This is a genomic window from Lysinibacillus sp. BPa_S21 (assembly GCF_023337795.1).
In the GTDB taxonomy this organism is placed as follows: domain Bacteria; phylum Bacillota; class Bacilli; order Bacillales_A; family Planococcaceae; genus Lysinibacillus.
The window spans coordinates 115,097-136,292 of the sequence record NZ_JALIRS010000009.1; the positions used below are offsets into that span (position 1 = coordinate 115,097).

General features: G+C 38.5%; 17 protein-coding genes, 1 pseudogene and 1 riboswitch. Of the genes and pseudogenes, 8 read left to right on the forward strand and 10 right to left on the reverse strand.

Translation table 11 applies throughout. The features are described from left to right. Positions 1-210 precede the first annotated feature (210 nt). Entirely contained in the window at positions 211-1,881 is a 1,671-nt protein-coding gene (locus MOK21_RS17305; protein WP_249075230.1) for a HAMP domain-containing methyl-accepting chemotaxis protein, read from the reverse strand. A 382-nt stretch (positions 1,882-2,263) separates the two neighbouring features. On the opposite strand from MOK21_RS17305, the gene MOK21_RS17310 reads away from it, so the two are divergent. Further along, positions 2,264-3,433, forward strand: a complete 1,170-nt coding sequence (locus MOK21_RS17310) for an FtsW/RodA/SpoVE family cell cycle protein (RefSeq protein ID WP_249075231.1) — start codon at positions 2,264-2,266, stop codon at positions 3,431-3,433. Between the two features lie 409 nt (positions 3,434-3,842). Here the strand turns inward: MOK21_RS17310 and MOK21_RS17315 are convergent, their stop codons facing one another. From MOK21_RS17315 to MOK21_RS17325, 3 genes and pseudogenes are all read right to left on the reverse strand, one after another. Then, on the reverse strand, positions 3,843-5,201 hold the full coding sequence (locus MOK21_RS17315) for an aspartate aminotransferase family protein (RefSeq protein WP_249075232.1): 1,359 nt from the start codon (positions 5,199-5,201) through the stop codon (positions 3,843-3,845). Positions 5,202-5,225: 24 nt separating this feature from the next. Further along, positions 5,226-6,755, reverse strand: coding sequence for a CoA-acylating methylmalonate-semialdehyde dehydrogenase (locus MOK21_RS17320; RefSeq protein ID WP_249075233.1), 1,530 nt, complete (start codon positions 6,753-6,755; stop codon positions 5,226-5,228). A 23-nt stretch (positions 6,756-6,778) separates the two neighbouring features. Then, a pseudogene (locus tag MOK21_RS17325) lies at positions 6,779-8,187 on the reverse strand (amino acid permease). A gap of 225 nt (positions 8,188-8,412) precedes the next feature. On the opposite strand from MOK21_RS17325, the gene MOK21_RS17330 reads away from it, so the two are divergent. Continuing rightward, positions 8,413-9,981 carry a PucR family transcriptional regulator gene (locus MOK21_RS17330; protein ID WP_249075234.1) on the forward strand — a complete coding sequence of 523 codons (1,569 nt, stop codon included), beginning with the start codon at positions 8,413-8,415 and terminating at the stop codon, positions 9,979-9,981. Here the strand turns inward: MOK21_RS17330 and MOK21_RS17335 are convergent. The 3 genes from MOK21_RS17335 to MOK21_RS17345 are packed head-to-tail and all read right to left on the reverse strand — an operon-like array spanning position 9,953 to position 11,875. Beyond that, positions 9,953-10,186, reverse strand: coding sequence for a hypothetical protein (locus MOK21_RS17335; protein WP_249075235.1), 234 nt, complete (start codon positions 10,184-10,186; stop codon positions 9,953-9,955). The genes MOK21_RS17330 and MOK21_RS17335 overlap by 29 nt on opposite strands. Positions 10,187-10,235: 49 nt before the next feature. Continuing rightward, positions 10,236-11,030 (reverse strand): carbon-nitrogen family hydrolase, encoded by a 795-nt coding sequence (locus MOK21_RS17340; protein WP_249075236.1) that lies wholly within the window; start codon positions 11,028-11,030, stop codon positions 10,236-10,238. A 50-nt stretch (positions 11,031-11,080) separates the two neighbouring features. After that, positions 11,081-11,875, reverse strand: coding sequence for a PhzF family phenazine biosynthesis protein (locus MOK21_RS17345; protein WP_249075237.1), 795 nt, complete (start codon positions 11,873-11,875; stop codon positions 11,081-11,083). A gap of 107 nt (positions 11,876-11,982) precedes the next feature. Here MOK21_RS17345 and MOK21_RS17350 point away from each other — a divergent pair, with 107 nt between their 5' ends. From MOK21_RS17350 to MOK21_RS17375, 6 genes are all read left to right on the forward strand, one after another. After that, positions 11,983-13,146 (forward strand): pyridoxal phosphate-dependent aminotransferase, encoded by a 1,164-nt coding sequence (locus MOK21_RS17350; protein ID WP_249075238.1) that lies wholly within the window; start codon positions 11,983-11,985, stop codon positions 13,144-13,146. A 181-nt stretch (positions 13,147-13,327) separates the two neighbouring features. Then, a riboswitch (SAM riboswitch) is annotated at positions 13,328-13,432 on the forward strand. Positions 13,433-13,520: 88 nt separating this feature from the next. Beyond that, positions 13,521-14,348, forward strand: coding sequence for a MetQ/NlpA family ABC transporter substrate-binding protein (locus MOK21_RS17355; protein ID WP_249075239.1), 828 nt, complete (start codon positions 13,521-13,523; stop codon positions 14,346-14,348). Positions 14,349-14,437: 89 nt separating this feature from the next. After that, on the forward strand, positions 14,438-15,463 hold the full coding sequence (locus MOK21_RS17360) for a methionine ABC transporter ATP-binding protein (RefSeq protein ID WP_249075240.1): 1,026 nt from the start codon (positions 14,438-14,440) through the stop codon (positions 15,461-15,463). Then, a complete protein-coding gene (locus MOK21_RS17365) occupies positions 15,456-16,127 on the forward strand; it encodes a methionine ABC transporter permease (protein ID WP_249075241.1) in 672 nt (223 codons plus the stop codon). Before MOK21_RS17360 ends, MOK21_RS17365 begins: the two co-directional genes overlap by 8 nt. Before the next feature lie 13 nt (positions 16,128-16,140). Further along, the gene (locus MOK21_RS17370) at positions 16,141-17,301 is read left to right on the forward strand and encodes an alpha-hydroxy acid oxidase (protein ID WP_249075242.1); all 1,161 of its coding nucleotides are present in this window, start codon (positions 16,141-16,143) and stop codon (positions 17,299-17,301) included. Between the two features lie 10 nt (positions 17,302-17,311). Then, complete coding sequence (locus MOK21_RS17375) at positions 17,312-17,989, forward strand: hypothetical protein (protein WP_249075243.1); 678 nt, start codon at positions 17,312-17,314, stop codon at positions 17,987-17,989. Here the strand turns inward: MOK21_RS17375 and MOK21_RS17380 are convergent. From MOK21_RS17380 to MOK21_RS17390, 3 genes are all read right to left on the reverse strand, one after another. Continuing rightward, positions 17,972-19,171: a glycine C-acetyltransferase gene (locus MOK21_RS17380; RefSeq protein ID WP_249075244.1), complete on the reverse strand. Its 1,200-nt coding sequence runs from the start codon at positions 19,169-19,171 to the stop codon at positions 17,972-17,974. The two genes, MOK21_RS17375 and MOK21_RS17380, sit on opposite strands and share 18 nt — an antisense overlap. A gap of 58 nt (positions 19,172-19,229) precedes the next feature. Further along, complete coding sequence (locus MOK21_RS17385) at positions 19,230-20,306, reverse strand: nucleotide kinase (RefSeq protein ID WP_249075245.1); 1,077 nt, start codon at positions 20,304-20,306, stop codon at positions 19,230-19,232. Positions 20,307-20,474: 168 nt separating this feature from the next. Then, the gene (locus MOK21_RS17390; protein ID WP_249075246.1) at positions 20,475-21,194 is read right to left on the reverse strand and encodes a LytR/AlgR family response regulator transcription factor; all 720 of its coding nucleotides are present in this window, start codon (positions 21,192-21,194) and stop codon (positions 20,475-20,477) included. Between the last annotated feature and the right edge of the window lie 2 nt (positions 21,195-21,196).

Genomic DNA, 21,196 nt, shown 5'->3' on the forward strand with positions numbered 1-21,196 from the left:
TTAAAAACAGAATAAAAAATCCTTTATCATCAGTATATGGGGCCTCCGAAATATTGTGCTTATAAAATAAACAAAATACATATGTACATCCCAAGAATACACCTATTTATTTATTTCTCTTGTTCGATAACATGAAACGCTCACCTACTTGTCAAAAAAAGAACCTTCTTTGTAAACAAAGAAAGGTCCCGGACTTTAGGAAACATAAAATTAAATGGAGAAACGGTTTACGGCTATTTGTAAAACTTTTGATACTTTATGTAGTTCTTTAATATAATCATGGAATTGCTGCTGAGCAGTTAATTGATCGGCTGTTAGAACAGCTACATGTTTAGTTGATGCCGCATTCGTATCAGAAAATGCTGTTAGCATCACCGCATCTTCACTAACCTTTTTCGTATGGTTGGCAATTTCTTGAACGGTTGCTGATACTTCCATTATATATGGCTTCATTGTATGTACTTTTTCTAAAATTTGATCAAAGCTTGTTGCCGTATCCCCTGTAACTTGCACACCCTTTTCTGTTGCCACTAACACCCCCTCCATCATCTGCACAGCATAGCTAGAATCTAAATGAATGTTTTGTACAATGGACGTGATCGTTTGCGTTGCATGAACAGTTTGCTCCGCAAGCTTGCGAACTTCATTGGCCACAACCGCAAAACCTTTACCATGCTCCCCTGCTCTTGCAGCCTCAATAGATGCATTTAAGGCTAGGAGGTTTGTTTGAGCGGTGATTTTTTCAATCTCTTCCACCATTTGATCGATTGTAGCTGCTCTTTCTACAAGATTAAAAATAGCTGTATTCGATTTTTCAACTGCACGCTTTATAGCCTGTATTTGTGTTAAATTTGCCTGTACAATTTCCGTACCACTTTCTGCATTACGTGCCGTTTTATGAGCAAAATTTTCTACTACCTGTACTTTTTCCAATATTACTTGCACACCATTTAGCACTTCCTCTAGAGATGCTGTATTGGAAGCTAATTTTTCCGTAGAAGCAGCCGTTGAATGAGAAATAGACTTTACATCCTTTGCAATTTTGTGCGTCGTATTAGACGACTGTTCGGACGATTCGTGCAGTTTCCCGGTCATTTCTTCAACCTCATGTGCACTATTTGATACTGTATGAAGGAGTCTTTTCACCTCTGTTACCATTTGATTGTAAGACAATACTACCTCGCCAAGCTCATCCTGCGCCACATAGCTAGCATTCGCTGTGAAATCCCCTTGCTCTGCACGCTTTAATAATGATTTCAATTGACGAGTTGGTATATTCACAGCTTTTGTGGCGATGAGCCCTATACAGATGACTAATAAAACAACAAATAAACATACTCCGCCTAATAACCAATAACCAAATTGCACATCTTTCTGGTAGGCTTGTTGCTGTTCCTTAGCCCTCTGAACTAAATAGCTTTGCGTTTCTTCTAATAATGAATGACTTTGTTTACTTACAGGCAAATAAGACTGAACATAAAATTGTCGTTGTTCATTTTGACCCAATTGCTTATAGTTATCGATCAATGCTACCTGCTGTGCTAATAATGCCTTAAATTTATTCAACTGATGGGTCATTTTTTTATCGATTTCTAGACTATCTAAATGATGTAAAGGCTGCTCAGCATTTTTTAAAATGACCGTCATTTCTTGATAAGCTCCAGCTGAATCCACTAAATAATCTACTTGTCGTTGTGATTCTTCAAGTTCATTTAACCATCCAATCGGTACAAGTCCTTCTGAATAGCTTTCACTTGCATGCCATGACATTTTTCGTAAATAATCAATACTAAAAATACCTAACAAAATATTCGATAGTACACAAACAAACATCAATATAAGTAATTTGTCCTTCACCATTATGTATCGAAAAAAATGCATCTCCCTCGGCTCCTTCTCCAACTCTTACCAATAATAATAGTATGAAGATATAAAGCTAGTGTTATGTTTTTGTAAAGATTGCACGAAAAGTAGATCTTATCCTCAGCATTCGCGAGCAACCTCCCAATACTTTACTCCCACAAACGAATCTATCAAATGTCATATTAAAAATCCTACAAACACACACGTAGAGACTTAGATGGTAAATGAACAAAATAGTAAAATCGATTTAAACCCTACAATAATCACAATAATCATTTAACTCGCAACCTTCCGCATTTTCTATCGTTGTCTATTAATAGTATGGTTTATCTTCATTCAACAAAGTGTTAATGTAGCGGCAGCTACGAATGTTTTCATTGATCAAAAGAGAGGTGTTTGCGTGTTACAAATCAATAAATTAGATAAAGGTTTAGTCATTAGCTTGACATTGCTCGGTATCATTAGTTGTCTCTTTGTTCATTCCAGTAGTACGGTATTTGAGCAGTATACAAGCTCGTTTATTAAAAAGCAGTTTATTTATTACCTAATCGGATTTTTAGTTATGTATGGAGTAGCTACGCTTGATATTGAGCAACTAAAAAAGATTGGCTGGCCATTTTATTGGGCGATGGTCTTGTTAACATTTGGCTTGTTTATTGCACCCGAGAGTATAGCTAGAACTGTAAATGAAGCGAAGCGTTGGTACCAAGTTCCAGTGTTAGGATCATTCCAGCCTTCAGAGTTTTTAAAGTTCGCGCTTCTAATCGTTGTTAGTAAGGTCATTGTTGCCCATCGAGAAAAATATGAGCGCCCTACCTTTTTAACCGATATGCGACTCCTCTTCATAATTGCTGCTCTCATTCTTCCGCCTATGCTTGCTGTTTATAAGCAGCCTGATACGGGCATGGTAATGATTTATATGTCGATGATTGTACCAATGCTTTTCTTTTCAGGTATGCAAAAAAAATTACTGATCATCTTTACAGCTATCCCAGTATCAATTCTTAGCGTTGTGGTTATTCTTTATGTAAAATTCAATGATTTTTTTACAGATAAAATTTTAAATAAATTATCAGGACATCAAATTTCTCGAATTTATGGCTGGTTGCAACCTCATGAATATCCAGACTCATCTTTTCAAACAAGGCAGGGATTTTCGGCAATTGGTACAGGACAGTTTACTGGAAAAGGTTACATGAAAAATGATGTATATGTCGTGGAAAAGCATACAGATTTCATTTTTGCAAACATTGCTGAAGAGATCGGATTCATCGGAGGTGCATTTGTCATTACGCTTTTATTTTTTGTCATTTACCGTATTGTTCTCATTACAGTAGAAGCAAAGGATCCATTTATGACGCTGATGGGAGCAGGGATTTCTAGTTTATTAGCCTTCCAAATTACACAGAATATCGGTATGACAATTGGCCTTTTACCTGTAACTGGTATGACATTGCCATTTTTAAGCTATGGCGGAAGTTCACTCATATCAAATTTCATGTTAATAGGCATTGTGATGATTATTTACAAATCATATAGTGGCTACATGTTTAAAACAACAAAAGAGTAAGGTGAATTGTGTATGAACGATACTTTAAAAAAGAGAATTTTATCTTCATTCAGTAGAAGACTCATACCTTTGAAGGTGATTAGATGAACACTGATATGATTCCTTTTTAGCGAACGTCTAACACCTACTGAATGAAGATAATGCCTCCGCGGATGTCACGGATTTTGAAAGGAATGAATTGCGCAGGCACAATTCAAAATCCAGACGCATTGTTTATCTGTAGCGAAAGCAAAGCGACAGCTACAATTACGCCAAGGCGAAATTGATTATTACTTGCTCTAACAGGAGGAGTTTTATTCATACTCATATTACGCTTAGCCTTTCTTATGCTATAAAACACTAAAAAAGCTGTCTCAAAAGTTTTACTACAACTTTTGAGACAGCTTAACTTTTATATTTTATACACTAATTAAAGCTCCACTTTACGGATATTATCAATGACAACTTTTAATATTGTATCGAGATCCTCTTGTACAATATTTAGTGGCGGAGATAATGTTAATACGTTATTAAAGCCTGCAACAGTTGCTCCATTTTTACCTATAATAACCCCCTGCTCCTTACATGCAGCAATAACAGCATTTACTTTATCTACTGGTAAAGGCTCCTTCGATGTTTTATCTGTCACTAACTCGATGCCTATTAATAAACCTTTGCCTCGAACATCCCCAACATTCGGGTGAGTGCCCAATGCTTTCTGAAGTGCTTGAAGGGTAGTTGCTCCAACCTCAGTAGATCTTTCAAACAATGCTTCTTGTTGGAGAATCTCAATATTTTTTAATGCGACCGCACATGCGACTGGTGATCCTCCAAATGTATTGACGTGACGGAAATAACCGTATGCATCAGACCCAGTGAATGCCTCATAAATTTCCCGTTTAACCGCTGTAGCTGATAATGGTAAATAGGCACTTGTAATCCCTTTTGCCATCGTAATAATATCTGGTTTCACACCGTAGTTCATAAATCCAAATGGCTTACCTGTTCGACCGAAGCCACAAATAACTTCGTCTACAATCATTAAAGCCCCATGTTTTTTACATACTTCTTCAATGCCCTTTAAATAGTTCTCCGGCGGCATAATAACGCCCCCACCTGTAATAATTGGCTCTAAAATCATTGCGGCTATTGTTTCACTTAGCTCCCATGTCATCGTCTTATCGACAGCCTTTACGCTTGCTAAATCTGTCGGAGCTAGTGTTTCACTTTCATGTTCTCGATATTGATCAGGTGGTGCTACATGCACAAAGCCAGGTGCTAATGGTTCATATTTATATTTTCGTTCCGCTTGCCCTGTCGCAGCCAATGCTCCAAAAGAATTGCCATGATAGGCACGGTAGCGAGAAACTATTTTATAGCGAGAGCTTTCTCCTTTTTGTTGATGATACTGACGTGCAATTTTAAACGCAGTTTCATTCGCCTCTGAACCACTATTAGAGAAGAAAATAACATAATCTCCACCAAGCATTTCATTAATCTTTTCAGCAAGTTCAACCGCTGGTAAATGCCCCTGTGATAAAGGCGCATAGGCGTTTTTCATCATCTGCTCGTGTGCGACATCTGCTAATTCCTTACGTCCATAGCCTACATTTACACACCACAATCCTGCCATAGCATCGATATATTCAACGCCATCTGTATCAACAATCCTTGCACCGTTTGATTTTTCTACTACATAGGTTGCTTGTGGATTGTAAGGTTTCATTGAATGCCATACATATTGTTCATCTTTCTTTAAAATATCATTTTTAAGATTTACTTGAACCATATCTATACACCCCTTTAGTTAGTTTCACTTATTCACATCGTTATTGCTTGGGAACGCGAATGAACTTGTCGTATCCTCTGTTTCATCTGGCCAGCGTTCAGAAATTGTTTTTGCTTTCGTAAAGAAACGTGCTTGGTCAGGTCCAAACATGTGCCCTTCGCCAAACTTAGAACGCTTCCATCCGCCAAAGTTGTGATAGCCAACCGGAATCGGAATCGGGACATTAACGCCTACCATACCTACTTCAATTTCTTCTTGGAATTTACGTGCTGCCGATCCGCTACTCGTAAACATCGTGACACCATTCCCAAGTTCGTGATCATTAACCAAATCAATCGCTTCTTGTAAGGTTTCAATGCCTACAACGATCCGTGCAGGACCAAAAACCTCCTCTTTAAAAATAGTCATCTGTGGCGTTACATTATTCAACAATGTCGGACCAAGGTAAAAGCCGTTAGACGTTTCGCATATTTTCGGATTTCGACCGTCCGTTACAAGATTAGCTCCCTCCTCGATAGCATCATCGATATATCGAAGAATGGTATCTTTTGATTGCTGTGTAATAACTGGGCCAAAGTCTACCTCAACATCTGTATATGGGCCAACCTTTAATTGCAAGATTTTCTCCTTTAATATCTCTGTAAAGCGTTGTTCAGTATCTTTCCCAACGACGATTGCTCCTGAAATGGCCATACAACGCTGTGACGCCGCTCCATATGCTGCACCTAAAAAGGCATTTGCTGTTTGCTCTAGATTTGCATCTGGCATAACAATCATAAAGTTCTTCCCGCCACCAAATGCAGCAACACGCTTATTGTGCTTTGTTCCTGTTTGATAAATGTACTCTGCAACAGGCGTCGATCCAACAAATGAAATTGCCTGAATCTCTTTATTTTCTAGCAGTTCATTAACCGCCTCTTTATCACCATTAATGACTGTCCAAATCCCATCTGGCAGTCCTGCTTCTTTCCATAACTTACTTATATATAATGCCGAAATTGGCACACGCTCAGACGGCTTTAAAATAACGGCATTCCCTACCGCAACTGCCATACTTGTAATCGCCAGTGGCACCATAACAGGGAAATTAAATGGAGCAATTGTTGCAACAACTCCAAGTGGGGCTTTTGCAGAAAAGGCATTAATATTGCCACCTACATTAACCGAGTACTCCCCCTTCAGCAATTGCGGGGCACTTATTGCCATATCTACAGATTCAATGCCACGAACAATTTCGCCTTTAGCATCTTCCTTCGTTTTCCCACTTTCCTCACAAATGAGTTCAATGAGCTCATCCTGTCTTTCTACTAATAACTGACGGAAACGATGCAATACTTCGACCCGTTTACCAATCGATGTCTTTTTCCATGATGGGAAGGCTGCCTTCGCTAGCTGGATAGCCTGTTTTACCTCATCACTAGTCGCTAATGGAACTTGTGCAATAACTTCTCCTGTTGTTGGATTAAAAACTTCCGAGTAACGACCACTAGTACCTGCTGTTTCAACACCATTGATAAAATGTGATAGCGTTTTCACTTTTTGCTGAACTGTCATAATTTCCCCACTCCTCAATTATGTTATTCAAAATCTAATTCTTCCTTTTGGAAAATAGAACTCGCTTCATCTACTGGGTCTGACGCCTTTTTCTTTTGTGTAACTAAATAGAAAATCATCACGACTGTCACTACTACACATGTAAATAAAATTTGTGAACGCATCGATTCAATAAAGAACATAGCGATTAGTAATGCTGTTGTAGCCAGTATTGTGAAATACGTTAAATACGGGAACAACCACATTTTCACTTTTAATAGCTCCGGGTTTTCTTTCTCAAATTTCCGGCGCATTTTTAATTGTGAAAAAGCAATGATTAAGTAAAGAATCAGCGTAATTGCACTACATGAACTAAGTAAAAACATAAATACTTTGTCTGGAGAAACATAGTTCATAATAACGGCGATATAAGAGAAGAATGTCGCTGTTAAAATGGCATTAACAGGTGCACCTTTTTTATTTAATTTCAAAAATGCTTTTGGGGCCTCCCCCTTTTCCGCTAAAGAAAATACCATTCTCGATGTCGCATAAAGCGCGGAGTTTAAGCACGATAAAACCGCCGTTAAGACAACAAAATTCAGATTTGCGCAGCTGCCGGAATGCCGATGTAATCCAACACTGCTACATAGGGACTTGTTAAAATATCAGAGGAATGCCAAGGTAATAATGTGACAACTACTGTGATCGATCCAACGTAGAAGATCAAAATACGCCAAGTAATTGAATTTGTAGCTTTTGTCACTGCTGCTAACGGTTCGTCAGATTCCCCTGCCGCAATCGCAACAATCTCTGTGCCCATAAAGGAGAAAATAACAATGACTACTCCCATCAAGACAGAGCCGAAACCATTCGGTAAAAAGCCTCCCTCGCCGATTAAATTGGAAGTACCCACCGCATCAAAATTAGGCGCGATCCCAAAGATAATAAATGCACCAAGTGCCAGAAACGCTATAATACTTGCAACCTTAATAAGAGAGAACCAATATTCAAATTCACCAAAAGCTTTTACGGAAAGGACATTTGTTAAAGTAAGTGCAACTGTTAATAAAAGACTTAGTAGCCATAATGGAATCCCATCATACCAATATTGAATAATCGCAGCAGCTGCCGTTGCCTCTAAAGCAATCGCAACAACCCAGAAAAACCAATATAACCAACCAATCATAAAGCCAGCCCACGGACCAATTGCTTCATGTGCATAATGCGCAAAAGACCCACTTGTTGGATTGACGGCTGCCATTTCTCCAAGCATTCGCATGACAAGAATAACGATAATACCTGCAAAGATATAAGATAAAATTGCGCCAGGTCCTGCTAAGTTAATTACGGAGCCACTCCCCATAAAAAGACCGGCTCCGATAACCCCGGCAATAGCGATCATCGTCATATGCCTTTTCTTTAACCCTCTCTGTAATTGCGTCTGTTGCTCCATACACATCCACCTCTTTTATTAGATTGGATTAACGTTTACAAAAATTTTACATGTTATACAGAAACGAAGGTATAGACAAACTGTAAAATTCTATACATTTGTTTTAAACATAATGTAAAATAGACTAAACATTCTTAAGACATGATATTCACGTTTATTTAAGCAAAAATCACACGTAATAAAGAAAATCGAATAACGATCTATGTTAAAAGGAAGGAGGATAAAATGAGTCAATTTAAGCTTCAAGTAAAGGATGTATTAGAAAACACATACTTTCAAAGTGCCGAGGTCGTAGCTGGTGAAGATGGATTATTACGAATTGTTAAGTGGGCCCATGTCATTGAAAATATACAAGTAGATAATTTTTTAGCTGGTGATGAATTAGTTTTAACAACAGGGATTACCCTTCAACAACGCATAGAGGATTTTATCTTTTTTGTAGAATCCTTAATCAATAAAAATTGCGCCGCATTGTGCATTGAATACGGCAGCTACATCCGGAATATCCCCGAAGTAATTGTAGCTCTTGCTAACCGTCACAACTTCCCTATTATCGTTTTTCACGATACTGTTCCTTTTGTCCGCATTACACAGGATTTACATAGTCAAATTATGAATCAGCAATATTTAATGATCTCTACTTTAGAATCTTACTCTCAAACATTAAATAAAAATGCTCTACTCGGGCAAAACGCAGAAGACATTTTACAAAATATGTATAGTGAATTAAAGACACAAATTATCTTTTCTATTAAAGGTCGCGAGCCTATCTTGTTCCCGAATATGCCGCATAATAAGCGCCAACAACTTTTAACGGTGAAAAAATCAGCACCTGTATTTAAAAATGAACCAATTTTTATTTTTGACCAGCTTTACGCAGATTTAACGCTTTATAGAGAGGATGGTCTATTCTCAGAGTTCGAATTACTTATTTTAGACCGTACAGCGACTGCGCTAGCACAGCTGTTAATGAGAGAATTTTATATTGAAGAGAAAAGGGACATTGAGGATGCCTCCATTTTAGCGGATTGGATCGATCAAAAACTATCAAAAGAGGAAATTTATAAATTTATCGTCACGCATCATTCTAACTATAAACTTTCTAGCAGTGCCGTTTTTATTTTAGCCACTCCTAATGCCGTCTCTAAAGTGCAAGAAGATATTGTCTATAGTAAGCTCTACTATCGAAACCTTTTCGAGCAAAATGGATTTATTCCATTTTTATTCGAAAGAAAAAGCTATGTCATTTTTATTTTACTCCATACGAAGGATAGTAAATCGAGTCGCGAATTATTAAATACATTAGTTTCTTCCCTTCAAAAAACCGATTTTTATAAGAAGCAAATGGTCCAAGGTTATCAAGTCGCAATTGGCAAAGTTGTGGCAGATGTAGAAGAAATCCCAAAGAGCTATCAAACGGCACTCGAAACATTGTATATTTGCAGTAAAGTACAAACAACATCTTATTTTTACGATGATTTACATTTATATCACCTCATCTATAAATTACAGATGCAAGTAAACCTACAGGAAGTAATTCAAGATTATTTGCAGCCCGTTATTGAATACGACAAAAAGTATAATAGTAAGCTATTAGAAACGCTGCAGGTATACTTGCAAACGAATGGCTCCAAACAACAAACAGCCAACCAACTGTTCATCGTACGCCAAACACTCTACCATCGTTTAAAAAAGCTTGAAAGTCTCCTAGGGGAAAATTTTATGAAGGGCCATAATCGCATTACACTTGAATTTATGTTGCTTGCTAATTCTTTAATTGAGGAAAAAAACTAATTTTATAGTTGTTGATTGGGTTACCGGCGATGTTCGCAGGTTTATCAGCGTTGTTCATCGGTTTATCAGCGATATTCATCAGTTTAGCGGCGATATTCATCGGTTTATCAGCGATATTCATCAGTTTAGCGGCGATATTCATCGGTTTAGCGGCGATATTCATCAGTTTAGCGGCGATATTCATCAGTTTAGCGGCGATATTCATCGGTTAGCACGCTCAAGATTGCTTTGCTTCTTGAGCGTGCTACCAGATTTTATTTTTCAGTAACTACTCCGTTGTATAATCCAGGTCTGCGGTCGTCATAAACAGGAATTCGGCCGCGTACTTCATCGACAATCGAAAAGTCCACGTCGATGACAGCTACTTCTTCGTCCTCTGCGCCAACCCAAAGTACTTCGCCCCACGGTTGAATAATCATTGATTGACCATTGAAGTTTTCTACCTTTCTAGAAATTCGATTAACAGCGATGACGAAGCATTGATTTTCAATGGCACGTGCTTGCAGCAACGTTTTCCAATGATCGATACGTGGTGTCGGCCATTGTGCCGGTACAAATAATACTTTTGCACCCTCTAAGGCGTGAGCGCGTAGCCATTCCGGGAAGCGGATATCATAGCAAATTACGCCTGCAGCCTCAATATCTCCTAGGGCAAAGCGATTCATTTCATCCCCAGCTTCTAAATATAAATGCTCGTCCATTAAGCGGAAAAGATGTGCCTTGCTATATTCACCTACTAACTCGCCATTCTTATCAAACGTATACATTGTGTTGTAAAATTTATCGCCCTTCTTCGTTGAAACAGAGCCACCAACAATATGTACGCTAAGCTCTTTTGCCAAAGCTGATAAAAATGCTTTCGAACGCTCTCCATCCACATCTGCAAGCTCAGATAATCTTTCAAGTGCATAGCCTGAATTCCACATTTCCGGTAGCACAATAATTTCTGCACCTTGTTTTGCCGCTTCACGAATTTTGTCCTCTGCACGAGCAAAATTTTCTTCTACTTTGCCAAAGCCTACGTTTAATTGGATACAACCTATTTTCATTGTTATGCCTCCTCAAGACAGTACTTTTTATATTTTATACTACAACGATTTTAGATGAATATTTCACCACTTAATACTTGAATCGCCGAACCCGCAATTGCAACATCTTTTATTTTGGGTGTAACGTACAATACGCCACCGCGTTTTGAAAGCTGTTTGCTCACGATGCTTTCTTTTGATAATTTTTCACACCAGTACGGTCCTAACGCACCATGAGTGGAACCATTTACATGGTCTTCATCAATGCCTTGTGCTGGAGAAAAAAATCTTGAGACAATATCAATCCCTTCATTCTTAGAACGACTCGTTATACAAACACCACGCACAGGGAACTGTTTCATCGCATCAAAATCAGCTTTAAAATCTGCAATATCCTCTTCGTGACGCAGCTCCACTATATAATCCAATTCTGTTTTCCCCACATATGTCGGTTTCACACCTAGCCATTCTTCAAGCTCCAAAGGACATTCAATCTCTTCTAATCGATACTTTTGAATTGTTATTTCAACTAGTTCATTCAACCAATTTGCTTGCAAAGGGCCGCTTACAGTCTGGAATGTAATCGAAGAATTGACGGGTACAATCCCTTGTTTCCAGAGCAAAAAAGCGCTAGCGATTGTTCCATGTCCACAAATCGGTATTTCCTTCGCTGGCGTAAACCATCTAAGAAAAATTTCACTATCATTCTTTTGAACAAAAGCTGTTATTGGTACGGGAATCTCCTGAGCAATTTTCTGCATGGTTGAATCAGGTATTGCTGAATCTAGTAAACAGACTGCCGCGGGATTTCCCTTGTAAAGCTCTGTAGTAAAAGCATTGACGATGAAATACGAGACTTTGTTCAATTTCCCTCACCTCATATACTATTAGGCTCTAGACAATTACTAAAAAAAGTAATATTATGTGCATCATATCTTTAATAATTATTATATTCTGAAAAAGGTGGTCGTGCATGGAATTCTCAAAAAAACTACAGCAACTCCCAACTCAATTTTTTGCAGCACTTGTGCAAAAAGTAAACGCTGCTCTTGCTGAAGGGCGTGATGTTATCAATCTTGGTCAAGGAAATCCAGATCAACCCACTCCTTCACACATTATTCAAGCATTACAGGAGGCGGCAGAAAATCCTCAAAATCATAAATACTCTCCATTTCGTGGCATAGCAGAATTACGAGTGGCCGCAGCAGACTTCTACAAACGTCAATACAATGTGGATATTGACCCTGAAACAGAGGTTGCTATTCTCGGTGGTACGAAAATTGGCCTTGTTGAGCTACCGTTAGCCGTTTTAAATCCCGGTGATACAATGCTATTACCTGATCCCGGATATCCAGATTACTTATCTGGTGTCGTATTGGGTGATGTTAATTTTGAAGTCATGCCACTTTTTGCAGAAAACAATTTCCTGCCTGATTATAATGCTTTATCCGATGAAGTTAAAGAAAAGGCAAAGCTTCTTTACTTGAATTACCCAAACAACCCAACTGGAGGTACTGCAACACTAGAATTTTTCGAGGAAACAGTACGCTTTGCAAAAAAGCATAACATCATCGTATCACATGATTTTGCCTACGGGGCGATTGGATTTGACGGCAATCAACCTATCAGCTTCCTGCAGGCTGATGGTGCTAAAGATGTCGGTATCGAAATGTATACATTATCCAAAACGTATAATATGGCAGGCTGGCGCATAGGTTTTGCAGTTGGTAATCCTGATATTGTTGCAGCCATTAACCTTATTCAAGATCATCTATTTTGTAGTCAATTCCCTGCAGTGCAACAAGCCGCGGCAGTTGCACTTACTGCTTCCCAGAGTTGTGCTGATCAGCTAAGAACGACTTATGAGCGCCGGCGAAACGTCCTGATCGAAGAAGCTAAGCGAATTGGTTGGCAAGTCACAGCACCAAAAGGCTCTTTCTTTGCATGGCTCCCTGTTCCACTTGGTTTTACGAGTGAACAATTTACCGATATATTGCTAGACAAAGCTGATATTGCAGTAGCTGCAGGCAATGGCTTCGGTCAATACGGCGAAGGCTATGTACGGGTTGGTTTACTTGTTAGCGAAGACCGCTTACGCGAAGCAATCAGCAGAATTGAAAAATTAAACTTATTTTAGCTCATGAGCATTGCAATCCCCTACTTTCGAAAAACTGTTTCAAACTTGCTATGGGACAGTTTTAGCAATTCTTTCGCGGCTAAATATTATAATAAAATAAAAAATTTTAAAAATTCAATTGACTTACAATATCCTATAATTTATATTAGTTCTATCGGATTTACAAAAAAATATTATAAATCTCTTATCAAGAGTAGCTGAGGGACTGGCCCTATGAAGCTCGGCAACCTCCTTTTTTAAGGAAGGTGCTAAATCCTGCAAACGATCATCGTTTGAAAGATAAGAGAGGACAATTTTTCATGAGCCTCTCTTAGTTTATAAGAAGGTTTTTTTTATTTTTACAAACCGATAATACAACTTTGGAGGTATGTTTCATGAAAAAGAAAAACAAAATTTTATTAGGTTTAGCGAGTCTCACACTGGTAGCTGCATTAGTAGGCTGTGGTTCTAAAGAAGATAGTAAAGAAAGTAAGGCTATTAATGAGAATAAGATTGTAGTAGGTGTAACTTCTGGACCACACGAACAAATTACAGAGGTTGCCGCAAAAGTTGCTAAAAAAAATGGCTTAGAGGTAGAACTAAAAACTTTCTCTGATTATGTGTTACCAAATACATCGTTAGCCGAAGGTGATCTTGATGTAAATAATTATCAACACAAGCCATTCCTCGATGCATTTAACAAAGATCACAATACAGATTTAGTGCCAGTAGCAAAAACAATTTTAAATCCTATGGGCATATACTCTGAGAAATATAAATCATTAGATGCAGTTCCTGATGGTGCAACATTCGGATTACCAAACGACCCAACAAACGGAGCCCGTGCCCTATTCGTCCTTCAAGAGGCAGGCTATATTAAATTAAAAGACGGTGCAGACTTAACAGCATCTATTCGCGATGTGGAAGAAAACAAAAAGAATTTGAAATTCATTGAATTAGAGGCTGCACAAATTCCAAAGCAGCTTAGTGAAGTAGATCTAGCAGCAATTAATACGAACTTCGCTCTTGATGCAGGCATTAATCCTAAAAAAGACTCCATTCTTTTAGAATCTACTGACTCTCCATATGTTAATTACATTGTGGTACGTGCAGAAAACAAGAATGATCCAACAATAAAGAAATTTGTTGAAGCTTATCAATCGGATGAAGTACGCAAATTTATTGAAGAAGAATTCAAAGGTTCTGTTATTCCAGGCTGGTAGTAACTATTAAGGACCTTTCATAAAATCAAGAATCTGCGAGACTAGCAGATTCTTGATTTATAGAAGGGCTTAGAAAGGAGATATCACAGATGATTCAATTAGAAAATATAACAAAAGAATTTAAAACTAAAAAAGGTATCGTCAAAGCAGTAGATGGTATTAACTTGCATGTCAAAAAAGGTGAAATCCATGGAGTTATTGGCTACAGTGGTGCCGGAAAAAGTACCCTTATACGCTGTGTCAATTTATTAGAGCGTCCAACAACAGGAAGAGTATTGATTGATCATGTAGATATTACTTCCCTTACTCTTAACGACCTTCGTAAAACCCGTCAAAAAATCGGCATGATCTTTCAACATTTTAACCTTTTAAAAACAGCAACCGTATACAACAATATCTCGGTACCATTAAAGCTTCTTGGCTATAGTGACTCTGAAGTGAAACAACGCGTTGCAAAATATGCAGAAATTGTTGGCCTAACAGAGAAATTAGATAGTTACCCTAGTCAGCTTTCAGGGGGGCAAAAGCAACGTGTCGCTATCGCACGGGCCCTTGCCCAAGAACCTGAGATTTTACTCAGTGATGAAGCAACAAGTGCTCTCGACCCCGAAACAACTGACGCTATTCTTGATCTTCTCTTGAAAATTAATCGTGAGCTGGGCATCACTATTTTACTCATTACACATGAAATGAATGTTATTCAAAAAATTTGCGATGATGTATCCGTTCTTGAATCAGGGACGGTTGTGGAAAATGGATCTGCTATAGAACTCTTTTCAAAGCCTCAGCATTTAACGACCCGAAAGTTTTTAAATACCATATCTCAACGCAACTTATCTCCTTCTCTTATCAAGCAATTAAATGTCTCGGGAAGTGTGATTCGTTTAACATTCCTTGGTGAAAGTACAGGGAAACCATTACTTGCAGAAGTGAGCAAAGTCTATGATGTACAACCAAATATATTAACAGCCAATATCATTGAATTAAAAAACGGCATTGTTGGTAATATTGTCGTGCATCTACATGGTGAGGCGCATATCGTAGAAAAGGCACTGAAGTATTTTAAAGAAAACGGGGTAGACGTTGAGGAGTTAGGAGGCGAATTACATGAATAGTATACAAAGCTTCTTTGCAGATTGGTCAGATGTTATTTGGAAATCTATTATCGAAACCTTTCAAATGGTCGGGATTTCATTATTCTTCTCTATTTTAATTGGGATTCCTTTAGGACTATTAATCGTTTTGACTCGTCCGGGGCAATCGTTTGAAAATAAATTTCTCTATCAATTTTTCAATTTATTTATTAATATTATTCGCTCTGTACCGTTCATTATTTTACTATTCTTCATTTTACCGTTCACAAAGCTAATCGTCGGCACAACTATTGGTGTAAAAGGTGTTATCGTGCCGCTTGTTGTATATACAGCGCCTTATATTGCGCGACTTATGGAAACTGCACTTTTAGAAGTTGATCCAGGTGTTGTGGAAGCTTATACAGCAATGGGCATTAAACGCCGTCATATCATTTGGAATGTCCTACTACGTGAGGCTCGCCCATCCATTATTTTAGGTTTAACGATTGCCACAATCGGTCTTATTGGAGCAACAGCCATGGCAGGAATGGTTGGCGCTGGTGGTTTAGGTGATCTCGCATACCGTTATGGACACTTACGCTATGAGGTCGATGTGATGTATGCGACAGTGTTTATCCTAATCATCCTTGTTCAAAGTATTCAATCGATAGGTAACCGCTTTGCCGTGAAACTAAAAAAAGATTAATAGGAGGATTTCGATGACAAAAACAACAGATGGCGATCTACTGTTAAAAAATATTAAAGCCCAAGCCCCCTTCCCTATTTGCTTTGCAGATTTAGAAAAAGCCGTTGCAGACAAGATGGAAGCTGGTCCGTTTGGCTACATCCGTTCAGGTGCTGGCGGTGAGCAAACATTGCGAAATAACCGTGCAGCCTTTGAAAAATACTCTATTATTCCACGCTTTTTACATGATGTTTCAAGTATTAACACATCGGTTGAACTATTCGGAAAAGTACATCCAACTCCGTTCTTATTTGCTCCTGTTGGCATGAACAAAATGGCGCATGAAGAAGGAGAGCTTGCCGTTGCACGTGCAGCTGAGCAATTAAAAATTCCTTATATCCAAAGTACAGTTTCAAGTTACGCACTTGAAGATGTAGCTCAAACGGCTCCCACGGCTACTAAATGGTTTCAATTATATTGGTCAACAAATGAGGAAATTGCCTATAGTATGGCCGCTCGAGCCGAGGCTGCTGGTTTTGAAGCTATTGTTTTAACTGTAGATACAGTCATGCTTGGCTGGCGTGAAGAAGATGTGCGCAATCAATTTTCACCATTAAAGCTTGGGTATGCACGAGGAAACTATATGAATGACCCTGTTTTTACGGCTTCCTTACCAGATGATTCATTTGAGTCATATATACAGGGTGTTTTGCAAAATATCTTCCATCCAACATTAAATTGGGAGAATGTACGTGAATTAAAGCGCCGTTCTAATCTCCCTATTTTATTAAAAGGAATCTTACACCCTGAAGACGCCAAGCTAGCTATAGAAAACGGCATCGACGGTATCATCGTATCGAACCATGGCGGTCGCCAATTGGATGGCGTAATTGGTTCACTTGACGCACTCCCAAGCATTGTAAAAGCCGTAAAGAGACAAATTCCTGTTATTTTAGATAGCGGTGTGTATCGTGGTATGGACGCTCTTAAGGCACTCGCCTTAGGAGCAGATGCTGTTGCCATAGGTCGTCCCTTCGTCTACGGACTTGCATTAGAAGGACAGCAAGGCGTCGAAAAAGTAATGACAAATTTATATGATGAATTAAAAGTCTCGATCGCTTTAGCGGGGGCAATATCTATAAAGGAACTACGTAATATCACAATGGTGAAAAAGGATGTAACCGATCGTCAATGAATGAATACAGATGAACGCTACAAACAGCGAAAGTCACTCACTTAAAATAAAGCTACCCCGGCATTTCGGGGTAGCTTTTCGTCACTTTGGTTCTTCTATCCGTCACTTTGCCTTTTCTATCCGTCACTTCGGCTCTTTTATCCGTCGCTTTGGCTCTTCTTTCCGTCGCTTTGCCTTTCTATCCGTCACTTTGGTTCTTCTATCCGTCGCTTTGCTTTCTTTCCGTCACTTCGGCTCTTTTATCCGTCGCTTCAGCTCTTCTTTCCGTCGCTTTGCCTTTCTATCCGTCACTTTGCTTTCTTTCCGTCACTTCGGCTCTTTTATCCGTCGCTTTGGCTCTTCTATCCGTCGCTTTGGCTCTTCTATCCGTCGCTTTGGCTCTTCTATCCGTCGCTTCGCCTCTTCTTTCCGCCACTTTGGCTCTTCTATCCACTTTGCCTTTTCATCTGTCGCTTCGCCTGTTCTTTCCGCCACTTTGGCTCTTTTATCCACGCTTTTGACGGTTCTATCCACGCTTTTAACTCTTCTATCCGCTTCGGCTCTTCTATCAGTCGCTCTGTCTTCTATCTATCACTTTGACCCATCTATCACTTTGCCTTATTTATCACTTTGCCTTATTTATCCATATAAAACTAAAAGGGGCTACCTCCTATTGAGGCAGCCCCATTTTTTATTGAATAACGCCTAGTTCACGGCCTACTTTTTCATAGATTGCTAGAGCGTCGTCCAGCATTTCTTTTGTATGTGCCGCTGTAGGCATGTTACGAACACGTCCTGTGCCTTTTGGAACCGTTGGGAAAACGATTGATTTAGCATAGACGCCCTCTTCAAATAGGCGACGAGAAAATTCCTGCGTAAGCTTTTCATCACCAATAATACATGGTGTGATTGGCGTTTCAGATGCACCAATATTAAAGCCTAGTTTAGCAAGACCTGCTTTTAAATAATCGCCATTTTCCCAAAGCTTATCGTGAAGCTCCGTTGAGTCAATTAGCATTTGCACTGCCGCTGTAATCGCAGCAACATCACCTGGTGGTAATGCCGTTGAGAATAAAAACGGACGAGAACGTACTTTCAGCCAGTCAATTAAATTTTTCTTACCTGCTACATATCCACCAACAACACCAATTGCTTTAGAAAGTGTACCAATTTGGAAATCAATTTCTTTTTCTAAACCGAAATGCTTTACAGTACCTTTTCCTTTACCCATTACACCTGAACCGTGTGCATCATCGACATATGTTATTAAATCAAACTCTTTTGCAATCTCAACGATTTCTGGTAATTTTGCAATATCACCATCCATTGAGAATACACCATCAGTAATGACCATGATTTTATTGTATAAGCCTGATTCTTTTGCTTCCTTTGCCTTCGCACGTAAATCGTCCATATCAGAGTGATGATAGGCAATGATTTTCGCACGTGATAAACGACAGCCATCAATAATCGATGCATGGTTTAATTGGTCTGAAAGAATCGCATCATTTTTATCCATAACAGCTGAAATAGCTGCCATATTACAGTTAAAACCTGATTGGTAAGAGATCGCCGCCTCTGTTCCTTTAAACTCAGCGAGCTTTTCCTCTAATTTTACATGTAAATCAAGTGTGCCATTAATCGTACGGACTGCTCCAGCCCCCACACCGTATATCTCAATTGTTTCTTTTGCAATACGCTTTAAATCTTCATTCGTTGCTAAGCCAAGATAGTTGTTTGAGGATAGATTAATTAGATTTTTGCCACGTACCTGAATAGTTGGGCCGTTTGCTCCCTCTACTGGATCAATTTCGTTGTATAAGCCTTGATTGCGTAAGGCTTGTAGGTTTTCATCTAAAAATGCATTCAATACTTTTGACAAGCGTATCATCCTTTCCTAGGAACACTATTCTAGTTCCTAGTGTAGCACAAGCATGCTAGTAGAAAAATTACTTTGTTAATCTTTCGAATAGTGGGGCAGTTTTTTCTCGCCAAAGAGATGATGATACACAATTATCGATTAATCGACGGACCATATACTCTGCTTCCGCATAACGCTTCGAATAACCCATTGCATCCTGCATTGCTTCTTTATACTTTGCCCGAATATCTTCAATTTTAGCTTCTGCTTCCTGTGAAATTGCGCAATGTACCCCTATATCGAAAATTTCATCTCCTTGTCTTCCGACCTGAGGTTCAAAGACATGTGGATCTGTACTATCAAAGATGCAAAAATTCAATTCCGGAATAATAACCATGTCAACAGAGTTTGAATCCAAGCCACACCAAATAATTTGCGCATCGAGCCCTCTCGCATTGGCTTCATCTGCTAAACCTTTCATTAACGAAGATTTCCCCGTACCGGGCTTCCCTTTGATCATCAATCTTCGAGCTACATTTTTTGTTATGCTATCTACTGTATTTTCAGCCCCCCTCGGTGTTAATGTTCCGAGTAAGCGATGCGTGCGCATACCAGTTTTATTTAAGACCATTGATTGGAAAATATCTGTCTTTAAATTTTCAACCTGATCATTTAATGCCTGCCAGTTCATGCAGCTTTGTGTGACAGCTTCCCAATCATCATGAATCTTTATAGCGCTATTAAGCTTTGAAATACACTTCTCGCGCCATGACTCTCGTTCCGTCATTGCATCCGCAAGCTGTTCACCAACCTTTTCAAGTTGGACTTCTTCTAAACAATCATAAAATGACATCACCCGATGCTTTGTGCCAAGGAGAATCGGTTCAATCCCCCACCCCGATGACCATACAAATAGTCGATTACATCCTTGAACATACACTGCTTCAACAATATCCTCCAGCAACGCATGCTTAAACCATTCCACCGCAAAGCCTTGCTTCACATAATAATACCCCAGCTCTTTAAGAAGCTCTGATCCTTTAAACGTCGGTGCACCCTGCAAAATATAAACTAATTCAGCTTCATCCATCATTTCTTTATATAAATGTTTAATTCCTTGCCCAGTCAGTGCGTGTCCATAATAGTAGGTCACATTTCCGTTCAATAACGCTCCCCCTTTTCTTATGCCTTGCATTATATGAAAGAACCTAAAAAAAAATGAAGAGCTACTTTTATTTTTTTACAAATAAAAGTAGCTTCCTATTTAATAGAATGAGTTACGCCTCAATAATATCTGTTCATTAGACTAAAAGAGAAGGCTATGAACATGCCCTTACTTCATTAAACCTTTAATAAGTCGAGCAGAAACATAACAAACTTCATCATTATCTAAAAAAATAATTCTTTCCTTTGAATCGATATTTTTAATTTTGCTTCTATTTACAATAAACGATTTGTGACAACGATAAAAATCTTCATGTAAATCTTCATAATCCTTCAATCGACCGTAAAATTCAAGATGTTCATTTTCTAAATGTAAAATAATTTTATGTGAGCCTGGGGAAGCTTCGAAAAAATAAACATTTTGAAAGTCAATATTGTGAGTACGCCCTGTTGTTTTAATTTGAAATTTTTGAATGTTATCTTGTTCCCCTATTTTTAAATAACGTCGATGCGCTTCTTTCAAAGTAGATAATAATTTATCTTTTAACAAGTCTGGGTGATCTTTAATGATAAAATCTAACGCAGCCAGTTTATAAATAAATGTAAGATAACTCATTTCTGCATGTGTTGTAATATATACTAGACTAGCAATAGGGTCTTTTTCTCGAATCTTAGTCCCTAATGCAATACCTGTAATTTCGTGATTTAAATCTATATCTAAAAAATAGCAATCAGCTTTATCATTTTCTAAAAATGCTAGAACATCATCAGGATTTGTAGTGGCCAGCACAATTTTCATCCCATTGTCTTCAATCATAGCGTAGTTTTCGATTGTTTTTTTTGCTCTTTCTAATTGAGCTATATCATCTTCGCAAATAATAATATCCATCT